The organism is Acidobacteriota bacterium, assembly GCA_016196035.1.
Classification (GTDB): domain Bacteria; phylum Acidobacteriota; class Blastocatellia; order RBC074; family RBC074; genus JACPYM01.
On sequence record JACPYM010000073.1, the window covers coordinates 1 to 24,186 of the forward strand.

Consider the following 24,186-nt stretch of genomic DNA (forward strand, 5'->3'; position numbering starts at 1 on the left):
CCCTTTCAGGGCTGGCCGAACCATTTGCACGACTCCCCAGGGCTTCACCCTGGGCTGTTGGCTGGTCGTCCCTTTGGGACTTTTCGGAAATTCTTTTTCTTGAAAACTATATAAGAAAAGCCGCGTAGCGTTCCTTATCCTTCACCGAGAATAAGGAAGGCTGCGCCGCTTCTTTCCCAGCAGGCAAGGATGCCTGCGCTTCCAGGATGGAAATGGTCACTTATGCCTTTCATCCGTCTCGACTCTGCCGAGCTAAAACCAAATGCCTTGCTCAAAAACGCCGCCTCGCCCGAGGCGCGTGAAGCGCATGCGGTGCGGCAGGCGGCGATGGAGTTCGAGGCCATGTTGCTCAAACAACTCACGGCGGCGCTGAATTCCTCTGAAGAAGACGAGGACAGTTTGTTTAGCAGCAACGAGGGCGGCTTTTACAAACAGATGTTCAGCGAACAGTTGGCGACGGCGATGGCGCGCAATGGCGGCGTGGGGCTGGCCGATGTCTTGGTGCAACGCTTAGGCGGGAAAGCCGCTGCCGTCGCCGAATCACATAGCACGCAACGCGCTGTTGAGACGGCTCGACTGTTGCGCGAGAACAATGCGGCTGAAAGACCGGCGGTGGCGACACCGGTATCTGTGGGGGTCTGTCTGCCACCGGCCACTGAACCAGCGGCAACGCCCACCAACCAGGCCGCTGCGCAATCAGTTGCCCACCTTCCAACTCAAACCACTTTGCGCGAGTTGCCTGCCGCACTTCGTGGCGTCGCGTCCCCGCACCTTGCTCCGAGTGCGGTGAGCGCGCCACCAGCGGCGGCAGCCAATCTCGCGCGTAACGCGACGGCGTCAGCGGCTCCGGTCGCCGTCGCGTTGCGCATCCCATTACACGGGCGCATCAGTTCCAATTTCGGCGTGCGCCATGACCCGCTGCACGGCGGCGTGCGGCGGCACGGCGGCGTTGACATCGCGGCCCCGCCAGGCACACCGATTGCCGCTGCGGCGGGGGGAACAGTGGTCTTCGCCGGGCGGCGCGGCGGCTATGGCAACCTGGTTGAGATTGAACACGCCGACGGCCAGCGCACCCGCTATGCCCACGCCGCGCGCCTGTTGGTGCAGGCCGGCGACGAGGTAAAACCAGGACAAACCATTGCCACCGTTGGTTCAACCGGGCGCTCGACCGGGCCGCATCTGCACTTTGAAGTCAACAAAGATGGTGCGCACGTAGACCCCTTACAAGCTGTGGCTAAAGATTCCAAACGTTCTCGCCGATAAGAAGCCGTAGGTTGCCTCTCCGCTCCCGTGAGCAAGGTTGAGGCGTCGAGGCATAACGGATCGTCATTGTGAGGAGTTTGCGAAATGAACCGAATTAACTTGAACGGCGGTGGCGAAGTCGAAGCGCGGCGCACGGGGCGATTGGAAACAGAGCGCTTGCCCGAAAACAGCACGGCAACACCCGCGAGCACAGGTGCGCCCACGGCGGCGGATTCGATCAGCGTTTCGGGACGCGCGGCAGAGCTTGGCGAACTGACCAATAAGACGTTGCAGTTGCCGGATGTACGGGCGGGGCGCGTCGAACAATTGCGCGCCCAAGTGCAAGGCGGAAATTACCAACCTGCCGCTGGCGACATCGCGGATGCCTTGCTGAAAGACACGCAGGATGGAACCACAGCGGTCTAATGAATGTTTGAAGTGCTGCGCCAAGGCGCAGCGTTGCAGGCGCACAACAAGATGCTCGACCAGTTAATCCAAAACGCGGCGCAGTTGATGCACGAACAGGCGGCGGCCTATCGGCGGCTCAATGCGGCTTGCTTGCAGTTGTGCGGCGCGTTGGTCGGCGGCCAGCCCGAAAAGATTGATTCTCTGACGCGCGCGGGCGCAGGCGAATTGCTCAAGATGCGCGTGCGGCTGGTGGAATTGATGGCGGCGCTTTCGGCCTTTGCTGACCGTCACGTGGGCAACGAAGGTCAGCCCGCGCTGAGCAATGAAACGCGTGTCGCCTTTCGCGCGGCGTCCAATGAATTGCTGAGTGCGGCCCGCGCGTTTCAACGTACACAGGCGCGCGCCGCCGCTGTCGCCAACAATGGCGCGACCTTCACCGCGAGTTGCATCGAATTGTCAGGGGTGCCGCCCCTCACCTACCGTGCGCCGTATGCGCGGCGCGGGGAGGTCAAATCATGGGCGTAAACTTTTCCTCGTTTGAAATCGGGCGGCGGGCGTTGCGCGCCAGTCAACTCGGCGTCACGATCACCGGGCAGAACATCGCCAACGTCAACACGCAAGGTTACACGCGCCAACAGGTGCAATTGCCGCCCATCGGCACCAACTTGCAACCGGGCGGCAGCGATCTTGGCCCGGATGGCGTGCGCGCCTTACGCGACAATTTCGTCGAGGCCCGTTTGAATGCCGAGACCGGCCTGAATGGCCGCTTGACCGCGCGCCGCGATGCGCTGGCGCCGGTGGACGCGGTCTTTAACGACTCCAACACGAGTGGCGGCATTCAAGCCGCGCTCACCAACTTTTTCGGCGCCTTCCGCGATTTAGAAGCGCAACCGACCTCCGTGCCGCTGCGCGCGCTGGTCGGGGCCAAGGCCGAAACGTTGGCCGATTCCTTTCAAGTTACGCGCGCGCGTTTGGCCGATATTCGTTCGAGCACTGACGCAGCCTATGGCCAGGGCGTTGACCAGGTGAACACCCTGACGCAACAGGTCGCCGACCTCAATAACAAGATTTCCATCGCGGAAAACATTGGCGAACAGTCCAGCGGGTTGCGCGATCAACGCGGCGAACTGGTGCGCCAGTTGGCCGAATTGACCGGCGGACGCGCCACCGAAGCGGGCAGCCTCGTGACCTTTCAACTGGCCGATGGCAAATCGCTGGTAGTCGGCACGCAAGCCTTCGCCTTGGGCACGACGAGCACGCCGCCCAATGGCTTGACGCAAGCGACGCTGGATGGCGTGCCCGCCAATTTTGCCAGCGGCAAGCTGCGCGGTTACCAGGACGCGCTGGGCGAGATCAACGGACAGATTGCCAGCCTCGATGACTTGTCGGCTTCTGTGGCCGACCGCGTCAACACTTTGCATACCTCTGGTACCGACCTGGACGGCAACCCGGGCACGGCAGTTTTTTTGGCGCAGGGCGGCGGCCCCGTCACGGCTGCGAATATCCAATTCAACACCGCACTGAAAGACGATCCGCGCAAGATCGTCACTGCCGCCAACGGCGCAGGCACCGGCGACGCCACGGTGGCGCGCGCGCTGGCGGGCTTGTTGCAAGACAATACTTCGGTAGTCGGCACGAAAACCGGCTCCTTCGAATCGTTTTATGCGGGGTTGGTGACGAGCGCCGGGCAAGGCGTTCATGCCGCCGAGGATGCGCTTTCGACGCAACAACTGATTTTGGCGCAGGCCCAGGCCCAGCGCGATTCGGTGTCGGGCGTCTCGCTCGACGAAGAAGCGGTCAACTTGTTGCAATACCAGAAGGCTTACGAGGCAGCGGCCCACTTTTTGAAAGTCGCCGACGAGATGACCCAGATCGTTTTATCGCTGGCGCAGTAATTGGAATGCGGAATGCGGAATTGACGCTGGGACAGTACCGCGCGCGTGAGCAAGCGGCGTGTCAAGCTTGCCCTCTTGGCTCCACTGCCAACCTGCCGCTTGCTCACGCGCGCGGCACCGTCCCAGCTTGCAGTTTTCCCGTACACCGAAGTGAAAACCGATCTAAGTGCGAAGGAAAGATGTCCGCTTTCCCCAATCCCAGGTATCCAAGATGACTTTTCGTGTCACAGATGGTTTCAGCAACGCCCGCCTCGTCGCGCAGATCACGGCGGGCCGGCAACGTATCGCCACCGCGCAGGAACGCATTGCCAGCGGCAAGCGCATCAATCGTCCGTCGGATGACCCGGTCGGCGCGGGCACGGTGGTGCGGCTGCGCAGTTCGGAAACGGCCCTCGCGCAGTTTCAACGCAATGCCGGCACGGCCAGCGATACGTTGCTGGCCGCCGATAGCGCGCTGGAAAGTTACGAGACGACGCTCGACCGGGCGCGCGCCTTGCTCACACAGGGCGGCTCGGACAACACCAGCGCCGAAGGCAAAAAGGACATCGCCGCCGAACTCGATCATCTGTTCGCGCAAACGCTCGGCCTGGCGAATCAAAAATTCGGCGACCGCTTCCTGTTCGGCGGCACGCGGCAAGATGTGCCGCCTTACGATAACAACGCCGTCCCGGCGGCCACGCCCGCGACACAACAACTGCTGCAACTCGACCCGGATGGCGCGCCCATCGCGATTGGAGTGACAGCGGAAGCGGCGTTTGCGGATGCCACCGGCTCGATTTTTACGGAGCTGAAAAATGCGGCGACGGCCTTGCGCGGCACGGGCAATCCGGCGGCGGATAAAACCGCCGTCCTGACCAGCCTGGACCGGCTCACCGTACTGGCCGAACAGGCCCGCACCGCGCACGCGCTGGTCGGCAACGGCCTGGAACGTGTGCAGGCGACCACTGATCAACTTGCGCAGCGTTCGATTGTGCTGGCGCAAGCCGCCGACCACACCGAAGGCGCAGACTTTGCCGAGTCCGCGTTGGAATTGACATCGTCGCAGCAAGCGCTGGACGCCATTTTGCAAACCCGGGCAGTCACCAATCGCCGCACCTTGCTCGATCTGCTGGGTTGATCTTTCCCAGAAGTATTGCCACAGAGGCACAGAGGCACAGAGCAATTTGGTTCACGACCGTAATTGTCTTTTTCTCTCTGTCTTCTTTTCTCTCTGTCTCTGTGTCTCTGTGCCTCTGTGGCAAAGCCTGCTTCATTTGTTTGACCTACGAAAGTTATGCCAAAGGTTCGCATTCAAAGCACGGACATCGAATATACCGAGAGCGATGTCATCACCTTCGAGGAAGGCTTGATCGGATTGCCGCAATTGCGCCGCCTGGTCGTAATCAGCCAGCCGGAGATCACGCCGTTCTTGTGGCTGGCCTCTGTCGAAGCAGACGAAACGGCATTTTTAGTGCTCGACCCGCAAGCCTATTGCGACAGTTACACGCCGCGGTTGCCGGGCGAAACGCGCGCGCGCATCGGCCTCAAAACTGATGAAGAACCGCTGCTATTGGCGATTACACGAATCATGCCGGAATGGCATGACTCGACGCTCAACCTGCGCGCGCCGTTGGTGATTTCGACCGGGGCGATGCGCGGGACGCAACCGGTGTTGACCGAAAGCGGCTACCGCTTGGATGAGCCATTGGCGGCGCTGGCCGCCCTAGTGTGAGGATGTGAGGACGGGACGGCTGACGAGAACCGTTGCCAGGACGGCAGCGGGTAATGGGCCAGGAGGGCTTTTCATGTTGGTGTTGAAACGGCAGGCCGGCGAGAAGCTGGTGATTGGGAATGAAATTACGATTGAGGTTTTAGCCGTCAGCGGCGATGGCGTGCGCTTGGGCATCGTCGCGCCGCGCGAAACTTCAGTGCATCGTTTTGAAATCTTCGCCGAGATTCAGGCCGCCAATCGGGCTGCCTCACAGACCACAGCCACACCCCGCGCCGCCTTAACCAGCCTGGCCGCGCGCTTGCGTTCTCCCGCCGCCGAACCCGAAGAAGACCAGTCAGAAGCGCCGGAGAAGCCCGGCTAAAACACAATGAGGTTGAATGTGCGTCCCCTTGTAGTAGCGAATTTATTCGCTGCGGCGCGTAACGAATAAATTCGTTACTACAAGGGGATGTCCCGCTTTGTGCGCACAGTCAAGACTTGCGCTTGGGTTGCTCAGACTGGCATGCCAGCGCCTGCCGGAAATCCAAAGAAACACTTTTATGAAACGCCGGGATTTTTCAGTTTTGATCGGATGGTTGATCGGCTTCGCCGCCATTGGCGGAGGCGCGTTGCTCGAAGGCATTCGCTTGCGGTTTCTGTGGCAACCGACCGCCGCGCTGGTTGTCTGCGGCGGCACGCTGGGCGCGGTCGTCGTCCGGCGTGGCTTGGGCGGGCTGAAAGAAGCCATTCACGCCACTTACATTTATTGCTTTCGCGAACAGGATGACGAGTTGGAAGCCGGGCTGGCGCGCCTGACCTGGCTGGCCCGGCTGGTCAAACGCGAAGGCGTGCGCGCCCTGGAACCACATGCCAACAACAGCACTGACCCACTGCTCGCCAAAGGCCTGGCCCTGATTGCCGATTACGCCGAACCGCGCACCGTGCGCGAACGGCTCCAGCGCATGCTCGATGCCGAAGACGAACGCGGGTTGGGCGAAGTGGCGACGCTCGATGCCGCCGGCAGTTACGCGCCGACCTTCGGCATCATCGGCGCAGTGCTGGGGCTGATTTACGTGTTGCGCTCGCTGGCCGATCCGGGCGCGTTGGGCCTGGGCATCGCGACGGCCTTCGTCGCCACAATCTACGGCATCGGCATCGCCAATCTGGTGTTCTTCCCGCTGGCGGCGCGCTTGCGCGATCAACATCGCTTGCGCATGAAACGCCGCGAAGTGCTGGCCGAAGCCCTGGTCGCCTTTGCCGCGCACGAAACGCCCACGGCGATTGCCGCGCACCTGGCCAATCAAACTGGCTACGGCGCTTAGGAGGAATGCCCCTTGTTCGAGACTGCTGATGACCAGGTCAAACGGCGCAAAGCTGGCGACAACACCGTCGGGCAGGAAGCGAACCATCGCGACCGCTGGCTGGTTTCGTATGCCGATCTGATGACCTTGCTGTTTGCCTTGTTCGCGGTGCTTTATGCCGCCGCTGATCGCGACCGCGCGCAAGCCGTCGCTGCCGCGCTGAGCCAGCAAATCGCCGGCGCGCCCGCCGCCGCGCTGGGGCCGCCGGGCGGGAGCGGTGTCTTGCCGGGCAGCGATTCAGTGACCGAAGCGCGCGCGGCGGTCGAATGGGCGCTGGCGCAAAATGAACTGCTGCGGGCGCGGGCGCGGGTGTTGACGACGGGGCGCGGTTTTGTGGTGTCGCTGGCCGAGGCCGGTTTCTTTGCGGCGGGCGAGGCGGCGGTGCGTGACGATGCGCGCGGTTTGATTGACACGCTGGCCGATAGCCTGAGCGGCGCGCGCACGCAAATTCGGGTCGAAGGGCATACCGACGCGACGCCGATTGCCACCGCGCGGTATCCCTCGAATTGGGAGCTTTCGTCCGCGCGCGCCTCCAAGGTGTTGGCGCAACTGGTCGCGCGCGGCATCGCGCCCGCGCGGCTTTCGGTCGCCGGATATGCCAGCGAACGTCCGGTCGCCGATAACAACACGCTGGAAGGCCGCGCGCTCAATCGTCGCGTTGATCTGGTCATCTTGAACACAGAGCAATAGCGGCGGCTGCTCAGACATCCCCAGCAATCCCCATTCGCCACACTCACACTAGCCGTCATCCGCTCAATCGGCTGGCTAATTGTCAGGAAGGATCTGCAATGAAATATCTGACTTGGTCTTACTACGGCTTGACAGCGCAGCTCGACGTTGGACGCCCGCGCGTTGTCAGTGATGGCTTGATGAAGTGTTTGCTGGCGCTGCTGTTGGCCTGGCCTGCCCAGGCGGTCTGGGCACAGTCAGCCAAAAACGACCTGACCACGACCAGCCTGGAAGAGTTGCTGAACATCGAGGTCACCTCGGTCTCGAAGAAAGAAGAGAAACTCTTTCAGACCGCAGCGGCCATCTATGTCATCACGCAAGAAGACATCCGGCGTTCCGGGTTGACCAGCATTCCCGAATTGCTGCGGCTGGTGCCGGGCTTGTCAGTAGCGCGTGTTACCGGCAGCATCTGGGCGATCAGCGCGCGCGGCTTCAATGGTCAATATGCCAACAAACTGCTGGTGCTGGTGGATGGCCGCAATACTTACTCGCCGATTTTCGCGGGCGTTTACTGGGACGAACAGGATTTGCCGCTCGAAGACATCGAGCGCATCGAAGTCATTCGCGGCCCCGGCGGCACGCTCTGGGGCGCGAATGCCGTCAACGGCGTCATCAACATCATCACCAAACGCGCCAAAGACACACAAGGCGGGTTACTTAGCACCGGCGGCGGCAACGCAGAGCAGGGCTTCGGCACTGTGCGTTACGGCGGCAAGCTGGGCAGCCAAGCCTACTATCGGTTTTATGCCAAATACTTCAATCGCAGCGGTCTCGTGAATGCCCTGGGGCAGGCGGCGCGCGACGGCGAACAGATCGCGCGCGCGGGCGGACGCGCCGAGTGGCAATTTTCCGGGCGCGATGCGCTGACTGTGCAGGGCGACGTTTATAAAGGCGATTTGCGCGAGACCGGCACGCTCATTTCCGCGGCGACGCCCTTTGCGCCGCTGGCCAACACGCGCGCCACCCTCTCCGGTGAGAATGTGCTGGCGCGTTGGAATCACGCCTCCTCGCCACGCTCCGACACCGCCCTCCAATTCTATTATGACCAGACGAGCCGCCAGGCGGCCGCGCTCACCGATGAAATTGACACCTTCGACCTCGACTTCCAGCACCATCTGGCGGCGGGGCGGCACGACCTGGTCTGGGGGCTGGGGTACCGGTCGGTCTTCGATGAAACGAATAGCAGCAGCCGGACACCCGTGCAATTTACACCTAAAGACCGGCGCTATCGGCTTTTCAGCGGCTTTGTGCAGGATGAGTTGACCTTGGTCAAAGAGCGTCTGCGGCTGACACTCGGCACGAAACTCGAACACAACGATTTTTCCGGCGTCGAAGCCCAGCCCAGCGTCCGCTTGTTGTGGACGCCGAGTCAGCGCCAGACCTATTGGGGCGCTATTTCGCGCGCGGTCAGAACGCCTTCGCGCTCCTGGCATGACGTGCGGGCCAATCAGGCCGCCTTCCCCGGCCCGGACGGAACGCCCAACATTCTGGCGTATTTCGGCGACCGTGGGTTCAAGTCTGAAAACGTGCTCGCCTACGAGATCGGTTATCGCAGTCAAATGTACGACCGCCTTTCGCTCGACGTGACGGCGTTTTACAACCGTTATCACCGCCTGCTGACTGTGGTGCCCGAACGCCCGTTTTTTGAACTCGACCCGCTGCCGCCGCACGTGGTCATCCCGCTGCGCTTCAGGAATCTGACGCACGGTGAAACCTACGGCGTCGAAGCGTCAACCAATTGGAACATCACCAGCCAATGGAAATTGAGCGGCAGCTATTCTTTCTTACGCCTGCAATTGCACCGCGAAGACGCCACCCTCCCTGTAGCCGCTGAGCAAGGCGAAAAGGAAAACCCGCAACATCAGTTTCAAGTGCATTCCTTCTTCAAACTGCCGCGCAACTTTGAACTGGATGCGGCGCTCTATCACGTCTCGGCGCTGACGGCGCAGCAGATTCCCCGCTACACCCGGCTTGATCTCAGGCTGGGGTGGCGCGTGACAGAAAGCCTCGATTTCAGTCTGGGCGGTCAAAATCTGCTCGATAACCGGCATCCCGAATTCAATGGCTTAGACCTCACCGTCGTCCCAAGCCAGATCAAACGCAGCTTTGTGGGGAAAGCGACATGGCGATTCTAACTGCGCCGAATCTGGCTGCGCCGAATCTGGCTGCGCCGAATCTGAAGGAAGCCTTCGCGCGCAGAAGCTGTGTGGCGTGGCGCAGGCGCGCCTGTTGGGTCAGCGGCGTGTTCCTGCTGGGGGCGCTGGTTGCCAGCTTCGGCCCTGACCCGCAGCAGGCCCTGGCGCAAGCGGCCAGCGAATATCAGGTCAAGGCCGCCTTCCTGTTCAACTTTGCGAAATTCGTCGAGTGGCCGGCGGAAACCTTCAACGACGCCAGCGCGCCTTTCGTCATCGGCCTGCTCGGCGACGACCCTTTTGGCAACACGCTCGACCAGGCCATCAACGGCAAGGCCATCAATGGACATCCGTTGCTGATCAAACGCTTGAAGCGCGGCCAGAACCTGCGCGGCTGCCACATCCTTTTCATCAGTTCATCGGAGCGCGGCCGTTGGGCGCAAATCTTCGAGAGTCTCAGAGGCGCGAGCGTCTTGACCATCGGCGAAGCCGAGCAATTTACCGAGCAAGGCGGTCTGATCAATTTCGTTATCGAAGGCGGCAAGGTGCGCTTTGAAATCAATGCGGAACCCGCCGAACAGTGCCATTTGAAAATTAGCTCGCGGCTGCAAATTTTGGCGAAACCTGCCCGGGGCGGACAGGCCGCAAGGAGGGAGTAAGATGCGCGTTTTCCAGCAACTCTCAATCAAACGCAAACTGACCCTGATCATCATGCTCACCAGCGGCGCCGGGCTGCTGTTGGCATGCGCGGCGTTTATTACTTATGACCTGGGCAGCGCGCGCCAGGCGATGGTGCGCGACCTCACGACGCTGGCCGAGATGCTCGAATTGAACAGCACCGCCGCCCTCACCTTCGACGATCAGCAGTCCGCCCGCGAGTTACTGGCGGGCTTGAGCGCCAAACCGTCTATCGTTTCCGCCTGTCTTTACGACAAAGATGGCGCGTCGTTTGCCAAATACTTGCGCGGCGACGCGCAAGCCAGATTCACGCCGCCCGTGCCGCAAACGCCGGGGAGCTATTTCAGCCAAGACCGGTTGGTGTTGTTTCAGCAGATCAACCTGAGCGGCGAAATGGTCGGCACGATTTATCTGGAATCCGATCTGAAAGAATTGGACGCGCAATTGAAGCGGCACGCCAGCATCCTGGTCATCATTCTGCTGGCGGCGCTGGGCGTAACCTTGCCGCTCTCGGCCAAATTGCAACGCGTCATTTCGCAACCGCTGGAGCATCTGGCGCACACGGCGCGCGTCATCTCGGTCGAGCAGAATTACTCTATGCGCGCCAGCAAAACGAGTCAGGATGAGTTGGGGCAATTGATAGACGGCTTCAACGAGATGCTCGAACAGATTCAGGCGCGCGACTCGGCGCTGCAACAACAACGCGAACTGGTCGAACAACAGGTGCTCGAACGCACCGCCGATCTCAAAACCAGCGAGGAGCGCTTCAAGTCGTTGAGCGCCGCCTCGCCCAGCGGCATCTATCAGACGGACGCGCAGGGGCAGTGCATTTATACCAATGCGCGCTGGCAGACGCTCTCCGGCCTGAGTTTTGAAAAGAGCCTGGGCACCGGCTGGCTGCGCGCGTTACACCGGGAAGATCAAGCCACTTTACAGGCGGCGCTGTTGGCGGCGGCGCGCAACGGCGGCGAAGTGGTCAACGAATTCCGCTTCCGCAACCAGGCCGGCGAGATTTGCTGGGCCTATAACTGTGCGACCGCGCTTTACGCCGAAGACGGCCAGTTCGCCGGTTTGCTGGGCACCATCACCGACATCACCGCCCGCAAACGCGACGAAGCCGAGTTGTTCCGCGCCAAAGAAGTGGCCGAAGCCACCAACCGCGAATTGGCCGCCACCAACCGGCAACTCGAAGAAGCCATCGCGGCAGCCCAGCGTCTGACCATCGCGGCGGAAGAGGCCAACCGCGCCAAGAGCGAATTCCTGGCGAATATGAGCCACGAAATTCGCACCCCCATGAACGGCATCATCGGCATGACCGAACTCACGCTCGACACCGAACTCAACACCGAACAGCGCGAATATGTAGACATGATCAAAAGCTCGGCGGATGCGCTGCTCACCGTGATCAACGACATTCTCGATTTCTCGAAGATCGAAGCCGGCAAGCTGAGTCTCGAAGCCCTTGATTTCGATTTGCGCGAAACCGTCGAAGAGACGCTGAAAACGCTCGCGCTGCGGGCGCACCAAACCGGCCTGGAAATGGCTTGTTACATCCAGCCCGGCGTCCCCGAAGCGGTGGATGGCGATGCCGCGCGCCTGCGGCAAATTCTGGTCAACCTGGTGGGCAATGCCATCAAGTTCACCAAACGCGGCGAAGTCGTCGTGGAAGTGCGGAGGGCGGAGGGCGGAGGGCGGATTGAAGATCTGCCACAAGTCGAACGCACCGTTAATTCCGAGCCTTCCGGTCATTCCAGGCAGGCCAAACAATCCGCACTCCGTCATCCGCACTCCGCCATCCAATTGCATTTCACTGTGCGCGACACGGGCATCGGCATTCCGTTAGACAAGCAAGCGCGCATCTTCGAGGCCTTCACCCAGGCCGACGGCTCGACGACGCGGCAGTATGGCGGCACGGGTTTGGGCCTCAGCATTTCGCAGCAACTGGTGGCCTTGATGGGCGGCAGGATGTGGGTCGAGAGCGAACCGGGCCAGGGCAGTACGTTTCATTTCACCGCCGCGCTCGGTCTGCCGCGCGCTCCGGTCGAGCCACGGGCCGCCGCCGCCGTGCCCTATGATCTCGCGGGCCTGGCCGTGCTGGTGGTGGATGACAACGCGACGAATCGCCGCATTCTCGCAGCGACCTTGAGCCATTGGGGCATGCAGCCGGTGCTCGCCGAGAGCGCCGCCGCCGCCTTACCAGCCTTGGATCACGCCCGCGATACCGACAATCCCTTTGCACTTATTCTGCTGGATTGTCACATGCCGGAAATGGACGGGTTCACGCTCGCCGCCGCGCTCAAACAGCGGCCCGAATTGGCCGAGACCGCCACCATCATGCTGACCTCCGCCGGTCAAATCGCCGATTGCGAGCGCCGCCGCGAATTGGGCCTGGCCGCCTGTCTCTCCAAGCCAGTCAAACAAGCGGAGCTACGCCACGCGCTCGCCACCGCGCTCGGTTTCACCGCGCCGCCCGTGGCGCCTGCTCAACGCGCCACGCCCAGCGCGCCGGTCACACCAGAGCAGCATCTGCGCGTGTTGCTGGCCGAAGACAATCTGATCAATCAACGGCTGGCGATCCGCCTGTTAGAAAAGCACGGTCATCGGGTAACCGTAGCCAACAACGGCCAGGAGGCGCTCGCCGCCTTTGCGCAGCAGCCGTTCGACCTGGTGCTGATGGATGTGCAGATGCCCGTGCTGGACGGCTTCAAAACCACGGCGCGCATTCGCGCCGAGGAGAGCCTGCACGGCCAGCACGTCCCGATCATTGCCCTGACAGCGCACGCGATGAAAGGCGACCGCGAACGCTGCCTTGCCGCTGGCATGGATGGGTATCTGGCCAAACCGCTTCAGTCCGCCGAGTTGCTGGCCGTCCTCACCAGACTGGCGCCGCAGGCCGGTCAAGCAACCAGGCCCGCGCCGCCGGTCGAAAGGCCGGAAGTCGAAGCCGCCGTTTTCGATCAAGCGCGAGCGCTGGCCCAGGTGGAAGGCGATCACGAGTTGCTGGCCGAGTTGGGGGAACTCTTCCGGCAGGATAGCCCGCGCTTGCTGGCCGCGCTGGCACAAGCCAGCGCCAAGCACGATCGCGCGGGCCTGGCGCGCGCCGCCCATGCCCTCAAAGGCGCGGCGGGCAACTTTGGCGCGCAAGCGACGGTGGCCGCAGTTTGTCGTTTAGAGGAACTGGCGCAAACCGGGAATTTCGACGGGGCCGACCTGGCCTGCCAAGCGCTGGAGGCCGAGTTAAACCGGCTCAACGCGGCGCTTGGCGCATTAATGGCGCTAAGCACGGCCTAGCGCCGTTTGCAGTTGCGTTTACGGGAGTCAGTTGACATTGGGACAGTACCGCGCGCGTGAGCAAGCGGCGCTTTGGCAATTCGGCCAATGGTGCGAGCGCGCGCACGCAGGCACACGCCGCGTTTGAAAAGCGTGGGAACGGGAGCAGCTATGACAAGTTTCTGTTTGAGTGGAAGGCAACTAAGCAGAGCCGTGGCAGCGGCGCTTTGGTTATTCGTGTGTCTGGCTGGAACAGCGCTCTCCCAGCCAAGAAGTCAGGAGCCTACCTGGCATAGCCCGGACATTTGGCGGCAACCGCAAGGCCTGCCCCAGAACTCCGTGCTGGCGCTACGGCAAACGCGCGACGGTTACCTCTGGGTCGGCACCAAAGGCGGCGTCGCCCGGTTTGATGGCGTCCGGTTTACGACCTTTGATGATCGCAATCTGCGGCAGTTGCGTGAGAATGAAGTCTGGGCCTTGGCCGAAGGCCCCGACGGCAGTTTGTGGATGGGCACTTTTGGCGGCGGTCTCAGCCGCTACCAACAAGGACAGTTCACCGTTTACACCACCAAAGAGGGGTTGCCCAATGATTTCGTCACCACCATTTGCCCTGACCAGACCGGCGGTTTGTGGATCGGCACCGATGGCGGACTGAGCTATTTCAAAGATGGCCGCTTCACCAATTACACCGTCAAAGACGGGCTGGCGTATAACGCGGTCAAAGCGCTGTTTACCGACACGGATGGCAGTTTGTGGATCGGCACCGGGCGCGGCGGTCTGAATCAGTTCAAAGACGGCAAGTTAATCCAGCACAAACTTGCCGCTCTCCCAGCCGAGGCAAATACAAAATTCATTTTCCGCGCGCGCGACGGAGCGCTCTGGCTGGGCACATCCGTTGGCTTGATTCGTTGGCAGGCGGGCCGGGCCACACGCTTTGGCATGCGCGACGGCTTGGTTTCCGAACAGATCAACACCGTGCTCGAAGACGCTGAAGGCACGCTTTGGATCGCCACCGACCGCGGCCTCAATCAATACCGGCACGGCAAAATTCTGGCCTACCACATCCGAGCTGAAGACCACGCCACCGACCCGGTGCTGGCTCTGCTCGCTGATCGCGAAGGCAATCTCTGGGTCGGCTTTCGCAATGAGGGGTTGGGGCGCATACGGCGTGGACAATTTGAAAATTACACCCGGCAAGACGGGCTGGCCGATGATAACGTCTCGGCCGTCCTGCAAGATCATTACGGCCATGTTTGGCTGGGCACCAGTCAAGGCTTGAACTTGCTCAAGCACGGCGTGATTGCCACCTTCCACTTTGGGAACAATCCCCACAGCCAACGCATCACGGCCCTCGCCGAAGATCGGGCGGGCAATCTGTGGGTGGGCACAGCCGCAGGTTTGTTTAAGGCAAATCTAGCCGCGGGCTGTAATGACTGGCCTTGCCATCCACGCTTCACACCTATCAGCGACCCGGCGTTGCCGCCATTTTTTGTGCGGACGATTTACGAAGATCGTGAAGGCGCCATTTGGATCGGCCTGGACCTTGATGGTTTGGTCAAATATCAGCGCGGCGGCTTTACGCTTTACACCACGACCGACGGCCTCTCACAAAATGCGGTGCGCGCCCTGTGCGAAGATCGGGCGGGCAACTTTTGGATCGGCACGCGGGGCGGGGGCTTAAATCTGTTCAAAGACGGCCGCTTCACGGTTTATACCGAAAAGGACGGGCTGGCCAGTAACGGCGTGCAGAGCTTTTATCTGGACCGCGAGGACACGCTTTGGCTGGCCACGCGCCACGGTTTGAATCGTTTCAAGGACGGCCATTTCACCAGCTACACCGTGAATGACGGCTTGTATTCCAACTATGCCTACGGCCTGGTCGAAGACGACCTGGGCAATTTGTGGATGAGTTGCAGCAAGGGCATTTTCCGGGTCAGCAAACAGCAGCTCAATGATTTTGCCGCCGGGCGCACACGCTGGCTCACCTCGGTGGCGTATGGACGCGAGCATGGGTTGAACAGCACCATCGGCGCGGTCGGCCATCATCCCGTCGGGTGGAAAACCACTGACGGCAAGATTTGGTTCGGCACCTTTGGGGGAGTCTGTTTCACTGACCCGGCAAAATTGACCAATAACACTTTGGCTCCACCCGTCCATCTCGAAGAAGTGCACATTGATGAACAGCTTTATGCACTGGGACAAATGGCCGTCGCCCCGCCAGGCCGGGGTGATCTGGCGTTTCAATACACCGGCTTGAGTTTTCTGGCGCCGGAAAAAGTGCGCTTCAAATACAAACTGGAAGGGTATGACCGCGACTGGGTCGAGGCGGGCGAACGGCGCACGGCGTTTTACAGCAACATCCCGCCGGGCCGCTATACCTTTTACGTGCGCGCCGCCAACAACGACGGGGTGTGGAACGAAACCGGCGTGCGCTACCAACTCCGGCTCGCGCCGCATTTCTATCAGACTTATTGGTTCTATGCGCTCTGCTTGTGTTTGTTGGCGTTCACAGTGGGCGCCGGCTACCGCCTGCGGCTCGCGCATCTGCAAGTGCGCGAACACGCGCTGACGGTAATCGTCAATGAGCGGACACAGGCATTGCAGCAGGAGGTGGCCGAGCGCAAACGCACCGAACAAGCGTTGCGCGAAAACCAGCAACGCCTGCGCACAATCCTCAATTCCGAACCCGAATGCGTCAAATTAGTCGCCGCCGACGGCAGCCTGCTGGAGATGAACCCTGCCGGCCTCGCCATGATCGAGGCTGACGATCAAGAGGCTGTGCTGGGTCAATCGGTCTTTGGCTTGATCGCGCCGGCGTACCTGCCCGCATTTCAAGAATTGCATGCGGCGGTTTTTCGCGGCGAGTCGCGTGTCGCCGAGTTCGAAATCATCGGACTCAAAGGCACCAGGAAAAGGATGGAAACCCATGCCTGTCCCTTATTCGATAGTACGGGAACCATCATCGCGCAACTGGCAGTCACCCGTGACATCACAGAGCGCAAACGGGCCGAGGAAATCCTGCAAGCCTCGGAAGCCAAGTTCCGGGGCCTGCTCGAAGCCGCCCCGGATGCCATCGTGGGGGTTGACCAGGCGGGCCGCATCCTGCTCGTCAACACCCAAACCGAACGGCTCTTCGGCTATCAACGCGCGGAACTGCTGGGCCAACCCCTGGAGATGCTGGTACCCGCGCGGTTCAGGGGCGCCCACCACGACAAGCGGGCGCAGTATGCCGCTGACCCGCAACAGCGTCCGATGGGCACGGATGCCACGCTTTACGCGCAGCACAAAGATGGTCATGAAATTCCAGTCGAGATCAGTCTCAGCCCCTTGCAAACGCCCGAAGGATTGTTCATCACCAGCGTCATTCACGACATTACCAAGCGCAAGCAGCGTGAAGAGGCGTTGCGGAATTCCGAAGCGCTCTACCATTCGCTGGTCGAAGGCTTGCCGCTCAATATCTTTTTGAAAAACCGCGCTGGCCGCTTCACCGCCGTCAATCGCGGTTTTTATAACGCGGTGGAAAGAACGCCTGCGGAAGTCATCGGGTATACGGATTTAGACTTGTTCCCGGCAGAGCTGGCGGAAAAATATCAGCAGGACGACCGGCTGGTGATGGAGACCGGGGAAGTGATCAATCGCATCGAAGAGTTCCAGAAACCGGATGGCGCGGTGATCTATGTCGAGGTGCGGAAATCACCGGTCTACGACGCCCACGGCGTCATCGTGGGGACGCAGGGGGCTTTCTGGGAAGTAACCGAACGCATCCAAGACGAAGCGTTGCTGGTAGCGGAACAACGGATTCTCGAAATGATCGCGACGGACGCCCCGCTGGCCGCAGTATTGGAAGCGGTGAGCCGCACCATCGAAGAGCAAACCGGCCAAATGCTCTGTTCCATCCTGTTGTTGGACGCCACGGGAAAGCACCTCAGCCAAGGGGCCGCACCCAGCTTGCCCGCCGCTTACAATGCAGCCATTGATGGCGTTGAAATCGGCCCCAATGTCGGCTCTTGCGGGACGGCGGCGTATTTTGGCAAACAGGTCATCGTCGCTGATCTGGCTACCGATCCATTATGGGCGGACTACAAAGAACTGGCTTTGTCGCATGGCTTGCGGGCTTGTTGGTCAACCCCGATTTTCTCGACTACGCGCCAAGTGCTTGGCACCTTCGCCGTCTACTACCGCACCCCACAAAGCCCTGATGCGAACGAGTTGTTGCTCGTCGCAAGAGCCACTCATCTGGCCGGCATCGCCATCGAACGCGCGCAAGCCGAGATCGCCTTGCAACAGGCCAAAGAGAACGCCGAAGCCGCGAACCAGGCCAAGAGCGAGTTTCTGGCCAACATGAGCCACGAGATTCGCACGCCCATGAACGGCATCATCGGCATGACCGAACTCACCCTCGACACCCAACTCGACAGCGAACAGCGCGAGTACCTGGACATGATCAAAAGCTCGGCGGATGCGCTGCTCACCGTCATCAATGACATTCTCGATTTCTCGAAGATCGAGGCGGGCAAGCTGCATCTCGACCAGGCGCCTTTCAACCTGCGCGAATCCGTCGAAGAGACGATGAAGACGCTCGCCTTGCGCGCCCATCAAAAGGGCTTGGAACTGGCCTGCCATTTCGATCCCGGCGTGCCCGAAGCCCTCAACGGCGACCCCGCGCGCCTGCGCCAGATTCTGATCAATCTGGTCGGCAACGCCATCAAATTCACCCAGCAGGGCGAAGTCGTCGTGGAGGTCAGCCGCGTCGAAAACGTCCCGCCCCCGCCGGGTGAAGCCGCCACGGCGCAGTTGCACTTTGCGGTGCGCGACACCGGCATCGGCATTGCACCGGAAAAACAAACCCGCATTTTCGAAGCCTTCACCCAGGCCGATGGTTCGACGACGCGGCATTACGGCGGCACGGGTTTGGGCCTGACGATTTCTGCGCAACTGGTCGCCATGATGGGCGGGCAACTGTGTGTCGAGAGCGTCTTGGGCCAGGGCAGCACGTTTCATTTCACGGCGGGATTCGAGTTGCAAGCCGCGCCGCACCAACCGGGCCTCGCCCTTGAGCGCGGCGAGTTGCGCGGGCTGCCGGTGCTGGTGGTGGATGACAACGCCACCAATCGCCGCATTCTGGGCGCCCTGTTGGCCACATGGGGCATGCAACCGGTACTGGTCGAGAGCGGCCCCGCCGCCTTACAGGCGCTGCAACAGGCGCACGCTGCGCAAGCTCCTTTCCCGTTGGGGCTGCTTGATTGCCACATGCCGGACATGGACGGCTTCATGCTGGCGGCGGCCATCAAACAGCAACCGGCGCTGGCCCCAACAACCCTGGTCATGCTGACTTCGGCGGGCCAGTTCAGCGAATGCGAGCGCCGCCGCCAAATGGGCCTGGCGGCCTGTTTGACCAAACCCATCAAACAGGCTGAATTGCTGCAAACCATCCTGGCGGTGCTGCATCCGCCCCGCCCCGCGCCCGCGTCCCCGGTGCGTCCGGCGTCCGCCCGGCCCGCGACTGCCGCCAGCAAACACATTCTGTTATGCGAAGACAATCTGGTGAATCAGCGGCTGGCCACGCGCTTGCTGGAAAAGCAAGGCCACACAGTCATCCTGGCCAACAACGGGCAGGAAGCCCTCGCCTTGCACGAAACCGCCACCTTCGATCTGGCGCTGATGGATGTCCAGATGCCGTTGCTCGACGGCTTTGAAGCGACCCGCCAGATGCGCGCGCGCGAACGCCGGACGGGCGCGCACTTGCCCGTCGTGGCGATGACGGCCCATGCCCAGCCCGGCGATCACGAACGCTGCCTGGCCGCCGGCATGGATGGCTATCTCGCCAAACCACTCAAAGCCGCCGAACTCTATGCGGTCATCGCGGCGTTGGTTCCCACCGCCGCCACGGCTGCGCCCGGCGAAAAAGTTTTTGATGAAACCGCGCTGCTGGCACAGGTCGAAGGCGATACGGAATTGCTGACCGAGTTGGTTGAGCTATTTGCCGGCGACAGTCCGCGACTGCTGACCGAACTCAAGCAAGCACTCGACACCGGCCACAGCAAGGCCGTGGCCCAGGCCGCACACGCGCTCAAAGGCGCGGCGAGCAATTTTGGCGCGCAAGACGTGGTGGCGCTCGCCCGGCGCTTGGAAGAAGCGGGCCGCGCTGAAACCTTGCGGGAAGCGGACACGCTCTGTTTGGCCTTAGAAGCCGAAGTCGGGCGTTTGAACATTGAATTGGGCGCCTGGATGGAACGCGGCAAAACCTCCACGTCTACGGAGTGAGCAGGTTGGATGGGAGCAGGTTGGATGGGAGCAGGTTGGATGGGAGCAGGTTGGATGGGAGCAGGTGAGGATTTCGTGAGACATAGGCTTCAACCCGTTTTGTCGGTGCTGGCGAGCGGCGCGCGGCTCGCCTTCCTGGTGACCGGCTTGAGCATACTTTGGCAGTACGACCACACCCCCGGTCAGGCCGCCGCGCCTCCCCCGGTTTGGCCCGCGGCCAGTCGCATCCCACGTTCGTTAGAACATCCCACGCTGATGCTGCTGACGCACCTGCATTGTCCTTGCACGCGCGCCAGTCTGGCAGAGCTAGACCGCTTGCTGGCGCACAGCCAGGGCCTGGTCAAAGCCTTTGTACTTTTCTATCAACCGGACAGTCTCCCCAAGGACGGCCCAACGGAATGGACAAATACTGGCCTCTGGCAAACAGCCGCCGCGATTCCTGGCGTGACGGTGTTGCCCGATGCAGAGGGACGTGAAGCGCGGCTTTTTCACGCTACGACTTCTGGGCATGTGGTGCTTTACGACACCACAGGCCAGTTACTCTTTAACGGCGGTGTTACGGGTTTGCGCGGTCACGCCGGCGATCACGCCGGTCGCAACGCGCTGCTCGCGCATTTGACGGGCGCAGTGACAGCAGAGGCGCGCACGCGCGTCTTCGGTTACGCCTTGTTTGATGCAGCCCACGCCAGCCGTACCACGGGAATTCAGATATGCAATCCATAGCCAATCAGGCCAGCGCCCAGCAGGCGGCGCGCGCCGCAACTGTTTTTCGCGCGCAGCAGCAGCAAATTTTCCAGCAAACCGACCGCATGTTCGCGGCCTTGATGGTGGTGCAATGGGCGGCCAGTCTGGCCGCCGCCCTGTGGCTTTCGCCGCGGACTTGGGCGGGCACGACCAGCCAGACGCATGTGCACGTCTGGGCCGCGTTGTTGTTGGGCGGCGTCATTACGCTGCCGCCGGTGAGCCTGGCCCTGTCGCGGCCCGGCTGGGTCGTCACCAGGCACACGATTGCCGTTGGGCAGATGTTGATGTCCGGGTTGTTGATACACATTTCCGGCGGACGCATTGAAACGCACTTTCACATTTTCGGTTCGCTGGCCTTCCTGGCCTTTTACCGTGATTGGCGCGTGCTGATTCCGGCCACCGTGGTGACGGCGTTGGATCATTTTCTGCGCGGCGTGTATTGGCCGCAGTCCGTTTACGGCATCCTCACGCCCGGCAGCCTGCGCTGGCTCGAGCATGCGGGCTGGGTGTTGTTTGAGGATTTCTTTCTCTGCCTGACCTGCCTGCGCGGCGTGCGCGAGATGCGCGATACTGCCAACCGGCAAGTCGAGCTGGAGAGCCTCAATGAAAATATCGAACAACAAATCCGCACTCGCACGGAAGAGTTGTACGCGAGCGTAAAACGCTTCCGCACGCTGAGCGCCTCAGCGCCGATGGGCATCTTTGAAATGGACGCCCAGAAAAACAATATCTACAGCAACGAGCATTGGCACGAACTGTCGGGGTTGAGTTTCGAGGAAACGCTTGGCAACGGTTGGACTGATGCCGTGCTCCCGGAAGATTTAGCTATCCTCATCGCCCAGCGCGGCGCCGAACGCAACGGACGAGAACGGCTCAATGAGTTCAGAATCCGGGACAAACAAGGAAAACTCCGCTGGGTGCATAGCTCTTCCGCGCCGCTGCTGTCAGAAACGGGCGAATTGACGGGTTATGTCGGCACGATGATGGACATTACCAAGCTCAAGGAAACCGAAGAGGCCATTCGGCAAAGTGAAGAGCGTTACCGCACCATTATCGAAGAAATGGCCGATAGCTATTGGGAAATGGATCTCAACGGGCGCTTCACGTTTTTCAATTCGCGCGTAATGGAAGAACAACGCCGCACACGCGCAGAGTTGCTGGCCATTTCGATTGACTATCACCCGCAAGCCGACGATGAAAATTACGCCATTATGGCGCGGGCCATGAGACAGGTTTACCAAACCGGTGCGCCCTTACGCGGCATTGTTACCGAATTGATCCGTGGTGATCAGACGCGCTACACCGTGGATACCAGCGTCACGCTGATCCATGACGGCAATGGCCGTCCACAGGGCTTTCGCGGCATTGCCCGCGACGTAACGCAACGCCGCCGCGCCGAACTGGAAATGCAAAGGGCCAAGGAAGCCGCTGAAGAAGCCAGCCGCGCCAAAAGCGAATTCCTGGCCAATATGAGCCACGAGATTCGCACGCCCATGAACGGCATCATCGGCATGACCGAACTCACCCTCGACACCGAGCTTGACAGCGAACAGCGCGAATATCTGGAACTCATCAAAACGTCGGCGGATTCGCTGCTCACCATCATCAACGACATTCTCGATTTCTCGAAGATCGAAGCCGGCAAGCTCAGCCTCGACAGCGTGCCCTTTGATCTCTGCCACGAGACCGAAGAAACCATGCGCGCGCTGGCTTTCCGCGCGCACCAGAAAGGGTTGGAACTGGCCTGCCACATTCAGCCCGGTCTGGGCGGCGTGCAAGGCGACCCGACGCGCTTGCGGCAAATCCTGATCAACCTGGTCGGCAACGCCATCAAATTCACCCAGCAGGGCGAAGTCGTGATCGAGGTCAACCGCGCCGAAACCAGCCTGCCGCGCGCGTTATGGCAGCCCAGCGCTGGGCCGCCTGGCCAAACGGTCTTGCGCGACTACTCGCAAGACCTGCTGCTGCATTTCGCGGTGCGCGACACGGGCATCGGCATTCCGCTGGCCAAACAGAGCCAGATTTTCGAGGCCTTCACACAAGCCGACGGTTCGACGACGCGGCTCTATGGCGGCACGGGGCTGGGGCTGGCCATCTCTTCACAACTCGTCAAATTGATGGGCGGAACGATCCGGGTCGAGAGCGAACCGGGCCACGGCAGCACCTTCCATTTCACAGTGCCTTTCGCCGCGGCCCAGCAGCAGTTGGTCAACGGGCACAACGCCGGGCAGGTCAAGCTGGCCGGGCTTTCCGTCTTGGTAGTAGACGACAATGCGACCAATCGCCGCATTCTTGAAAGCCTGCTCGGCAATTGGCAAGTGCGCGCTACGCTGGTCGAACACGGGGCGGCGGCGCTGGCGGCCTTGACCAGCGCCCAGCAACAAGGCACGCCCTTTGGGTTGATCTTGCTGGACGGACACATGCCGGAAATGGATGGGCTGATGCTGGCCGCCGAAATCAAACGCCGGCCTGAATTGGCCGCGCCCCCGATCATCATGTTGACCTCGGCGGGTGAACTGATCCCGCCAGAAAGACGGCGCGAACTCGGCCTGGCCGTCTGCCTGCTCAAACCGGTGCGCCAAGCCGAATTACAACTGGCGATCCAGGAAACCCTTGGCCGCCCCGGACAGCGCACGCGCGGCAATCGCGCCGCCCCGTCACCATCTCACCAACCAGGAGGAACCATGCACATCCTTTTAGCAGAAGACAATCTTGTCAATCAGCGACTGGCGATTCGCCTGTTGCAGAAACAGGGCCACAGCGTCGTCACCGCCAACAATGGCCGCGAAGCCCTCGCCGCGCTCGCCGCCGAGTCTTTTGACTTGGTGCTGATGGACATTCAAATGCCTGAAATGAGCGGCTTGGAAGCGACGGCGGCGATTCGCGCGCAAGAACAAACCACCGGCAAACATCTGCCCATCGTGGCGCTGACCGCCTATGCCATGAAAGGCGACCGCGAACGTTGCCTGGACGCCGGGATGGATGCTTACGTCTCGAAACCGATCCAGGCGGCGGAACTGCACCAAACCATCGCGGGGCTTTACGCCAAATATGGCCCACCCGCCGCCGCAACGAACACCCGCGTTGCCTCGGAACCCGCGCCGCACGCCGCCCCGGCGAAACCGGCGTTTGATGCGGCCGCTTCCCTGGCTCTGGTGGAGGGCGATCAGGATTTACTGGTCGAATTGATCGAACTGTTCTTGAGCGAAAGCCCGAGCCTGCTGCTGACCATTCAACAAAACAGCGCCGCGGTGGGCAGCGCCAACGGCGCGAGTACCGAGCTGATGCGCGCGGCACACTCGCTCAAAGGCATGGCCGGCAATTTCGGCGCGCACCAAGTGGTGGCCTTGGCCTATGAATTGGAAACGTTGGGCCGCAACGGACAAACCGCCGGGGCCGCCAGCCTCAGCGCCACGCTGGCAAAAGAGATCGCGCGTTTGAATGCCGCCCTGCAAACCTTCGTGGCTGGCGAGTTAAACACGCAGGCCGCCACTGCGGCGTTGAACGGCGCCGCGCCTGCCGTGACGGTCTGAAGTCGGGCACGGTTTACCAACTGTAACGACGTGCCCGGGTGCGCCTGCGAGGACGCAGGCGCACCCGGGCAAAAAATCCGCCTCACACTGTTAAACCCGGATTTCTTGGCCAAGACCTAAAGTTCCCGCCGCGCTTGTTCGATAAGGGGTATGTCCCGGGGCGTTGTGGGCGCTCCCACCAAAATCAAATTCTCAATTGCCGAGGCAAGGATGCTAAGGCTTCAGTTCACGGAGGAACAT

15 protein-coding genes are annotated in these 24,186 nt (G+C 61.3%); all 15 read left to right on the top strand.

The genetic code is table 11. The features are described 5' to 3' along the window. Positions 1–462: 462 nt before the first annotated feature. The 15 genes from HY011_22235 (at position 463) to HY011_22305 (ending at position 23,946) form a co-directional block, all read left to right on the top strand. A complete protein-coding gene (locus HY011_22235) occupies positions 463–1,263 on the top strand; it encodes a peptidoglycan DD-metalloendopeptidase family protein (protein MBI3425654.1) in 801 nt (266 codons plus the stop codon). A gap of 84 nt (positions 1,264–1,347) precedes the next feature. Next, the gene (gene flgM, locus HY011_22240) at positions 1,348–1,668 is read left to right on the top strand and encodes a flagellar biosynthesis anti-sigma factor FlgM (protein MBI3425655.1); all 321 of its coding nucleotides are present in this window, start codon (positions 1,348–1,350) and stop codon (positions 1,666–1,668) included. A 3-nt stretch (positions 1,669–1,671) separates the two neighbouring features. Next, positions 1,672–2,175, top strand: coding sequence for a hypothetical protein (locus HY011_22245; protein MBI3425656.1), 504 nt, complete (start codon positions 1,672–1,674; stop codon positions 2,173–2,175). After that, positions 2,166–3,545: a flagellar hook-associated protein FlgK gene (gene flgK / locus HY011_22250; GenBank protein ID MBI3425657.1), complete on the top strand. Its 1,380-nt coding sequence runs from the start codon at positions 2,166–2,168 to the stop codon at positions 3,543–3,545. The genes HY011_22245 and flgK overlap by 10 nt, the downstream gene beginning before the upstream one ends. A 211-nt stretch (positions 3,546–3,756) precedes the next feature. After that, positions 3,757–4,662, top strand: coding sequence for a hypothetical protein (locus tag HY011_22255; GenBank protein ID MBI3425658.1), 906 nt, complete (start codon positions 3,757–3,759; stop codon positions 4,660–4,662). 156 nt (positions 4,663–4,818) lie between these two features. Next, the gene (gene fliW, locus HY011_22260) at positions 4,819–5,256 is read left to right on the top strand and encodes a flagellar assembly protein FliW (protein ID MBI3425659.1); all 438 of its coding nucleotides are present in this window, start codon (positions 4,819–4,821) and stop codon (positions 5,254–5,256) included. A gap of 73 nt (positions 5,257–5,329) precedes the next feature. Continuing rightward, entirely contained in the window at positions 5,330–5,617 is a 288-nt protein-coding gene (csrA, locus tag HY011_22265) for a carbon storage regulator CsrA (protein ID MBI3425660.1), read from the top strand. A gap of 178 nt (positions 5,618–5,795) precedes the next feature. Beyond that, positions 5,796–6,557 carry a MotA/TolQ/ExbB proton channel family protein gene (locus HY011_22270; GenBank protein MBI3425661.1) on the top strand — a complete coding sequence of 254 codons (762 nt, stop codon included), beginning with the start codon at positions 5,796–5,798 and terminating at the stop codon, positions 6,555–6,557. Between the two features lie 12 nt (positions 6,558–6,569). Continuing rightward, complete coding sequence (locus HY011_22275; protein ID MBI3425662.1) at positions 6,570–7,286, top strand: OmpA family protein; 717 nt, start codon at positions 6,570–6,572, stop codon at positions 7,284–7,286. A 98-nt stretch (positions 7,287–7,384) separates the two neighbouring features. Continuing rightward, the gene (locus tag HY011_22280; protein MBI3425663.1) at positions 7,385–9,460 is read left to right on the top strand and encodes a TonB-dependent receptor; all 2,076 of its coding nucleotides are present in this window, start codon (positions 7,385–7,387) and stop codon (positions 9,458–9,460) included. After that, positions 9,448–10,116: a YfiR family protein gene (locus HY011_22285; GenBank protein ID MBI3425664.1), complete on the top strand. Its 669-nt coding sequence runs from the start codon at positions 9,448–9,450 to the stop codon at positions 10,114–10,116. Before HY011_22280 ends, HY011_22285 begins: the two co-directional genes overlap by 13 nt. A gap of 1 nt (position 10,117) precedes the next feature. Next, positions 10,118–13,426 carry a response regulator gene (locus HY011_22290; protein MBI3425665.1) on the top strand — a complete coding sequence of 1,103 codons (3,309 nt, stop codon included), beginning with the start codon at positions 10,118–10,120 and terminating at the stop codon, positions 13,424–13,426. Positions 13,427–13,744: 318 nt separating this feature from the next. Beyond that, a complete protein-coding gene (locus HY011_22295) occupies positions 13,745–19,669 on the top strand; it encodes a PAS domain S-box protein (protein ID MBI3425666.1) in 5,925 nt (1,974 codons plus the stop codon). A gap of 75 nt (positions 19,670–19,744) precedes the next feature. Next, on the top strand, positions 19,745–20,392 hold the full coding sequence (locus HY011_22300; protein MBI3425667.1) for a hypothetical protein: 648 nt from the start codon (positions 19,745–19,747) through the stop codon (positions 20,390–20,392). Continuing rightward, positions 20,380–23,946, top strand: coding sequence for a response regulator (locus HY011_22305; protein ID MBI3425668.1), 3,567 nt, complete (start codon positions 20,380–20,382; stop codon positions 23,944–23,946). The genes HY011_22300 and HY011_22305 overlap by 13 nt, the downstream gene beginning before the upstream one ends. The last annotated feature ends 240 nt before the right edge of the window (positions 23,947–24,186 follow it).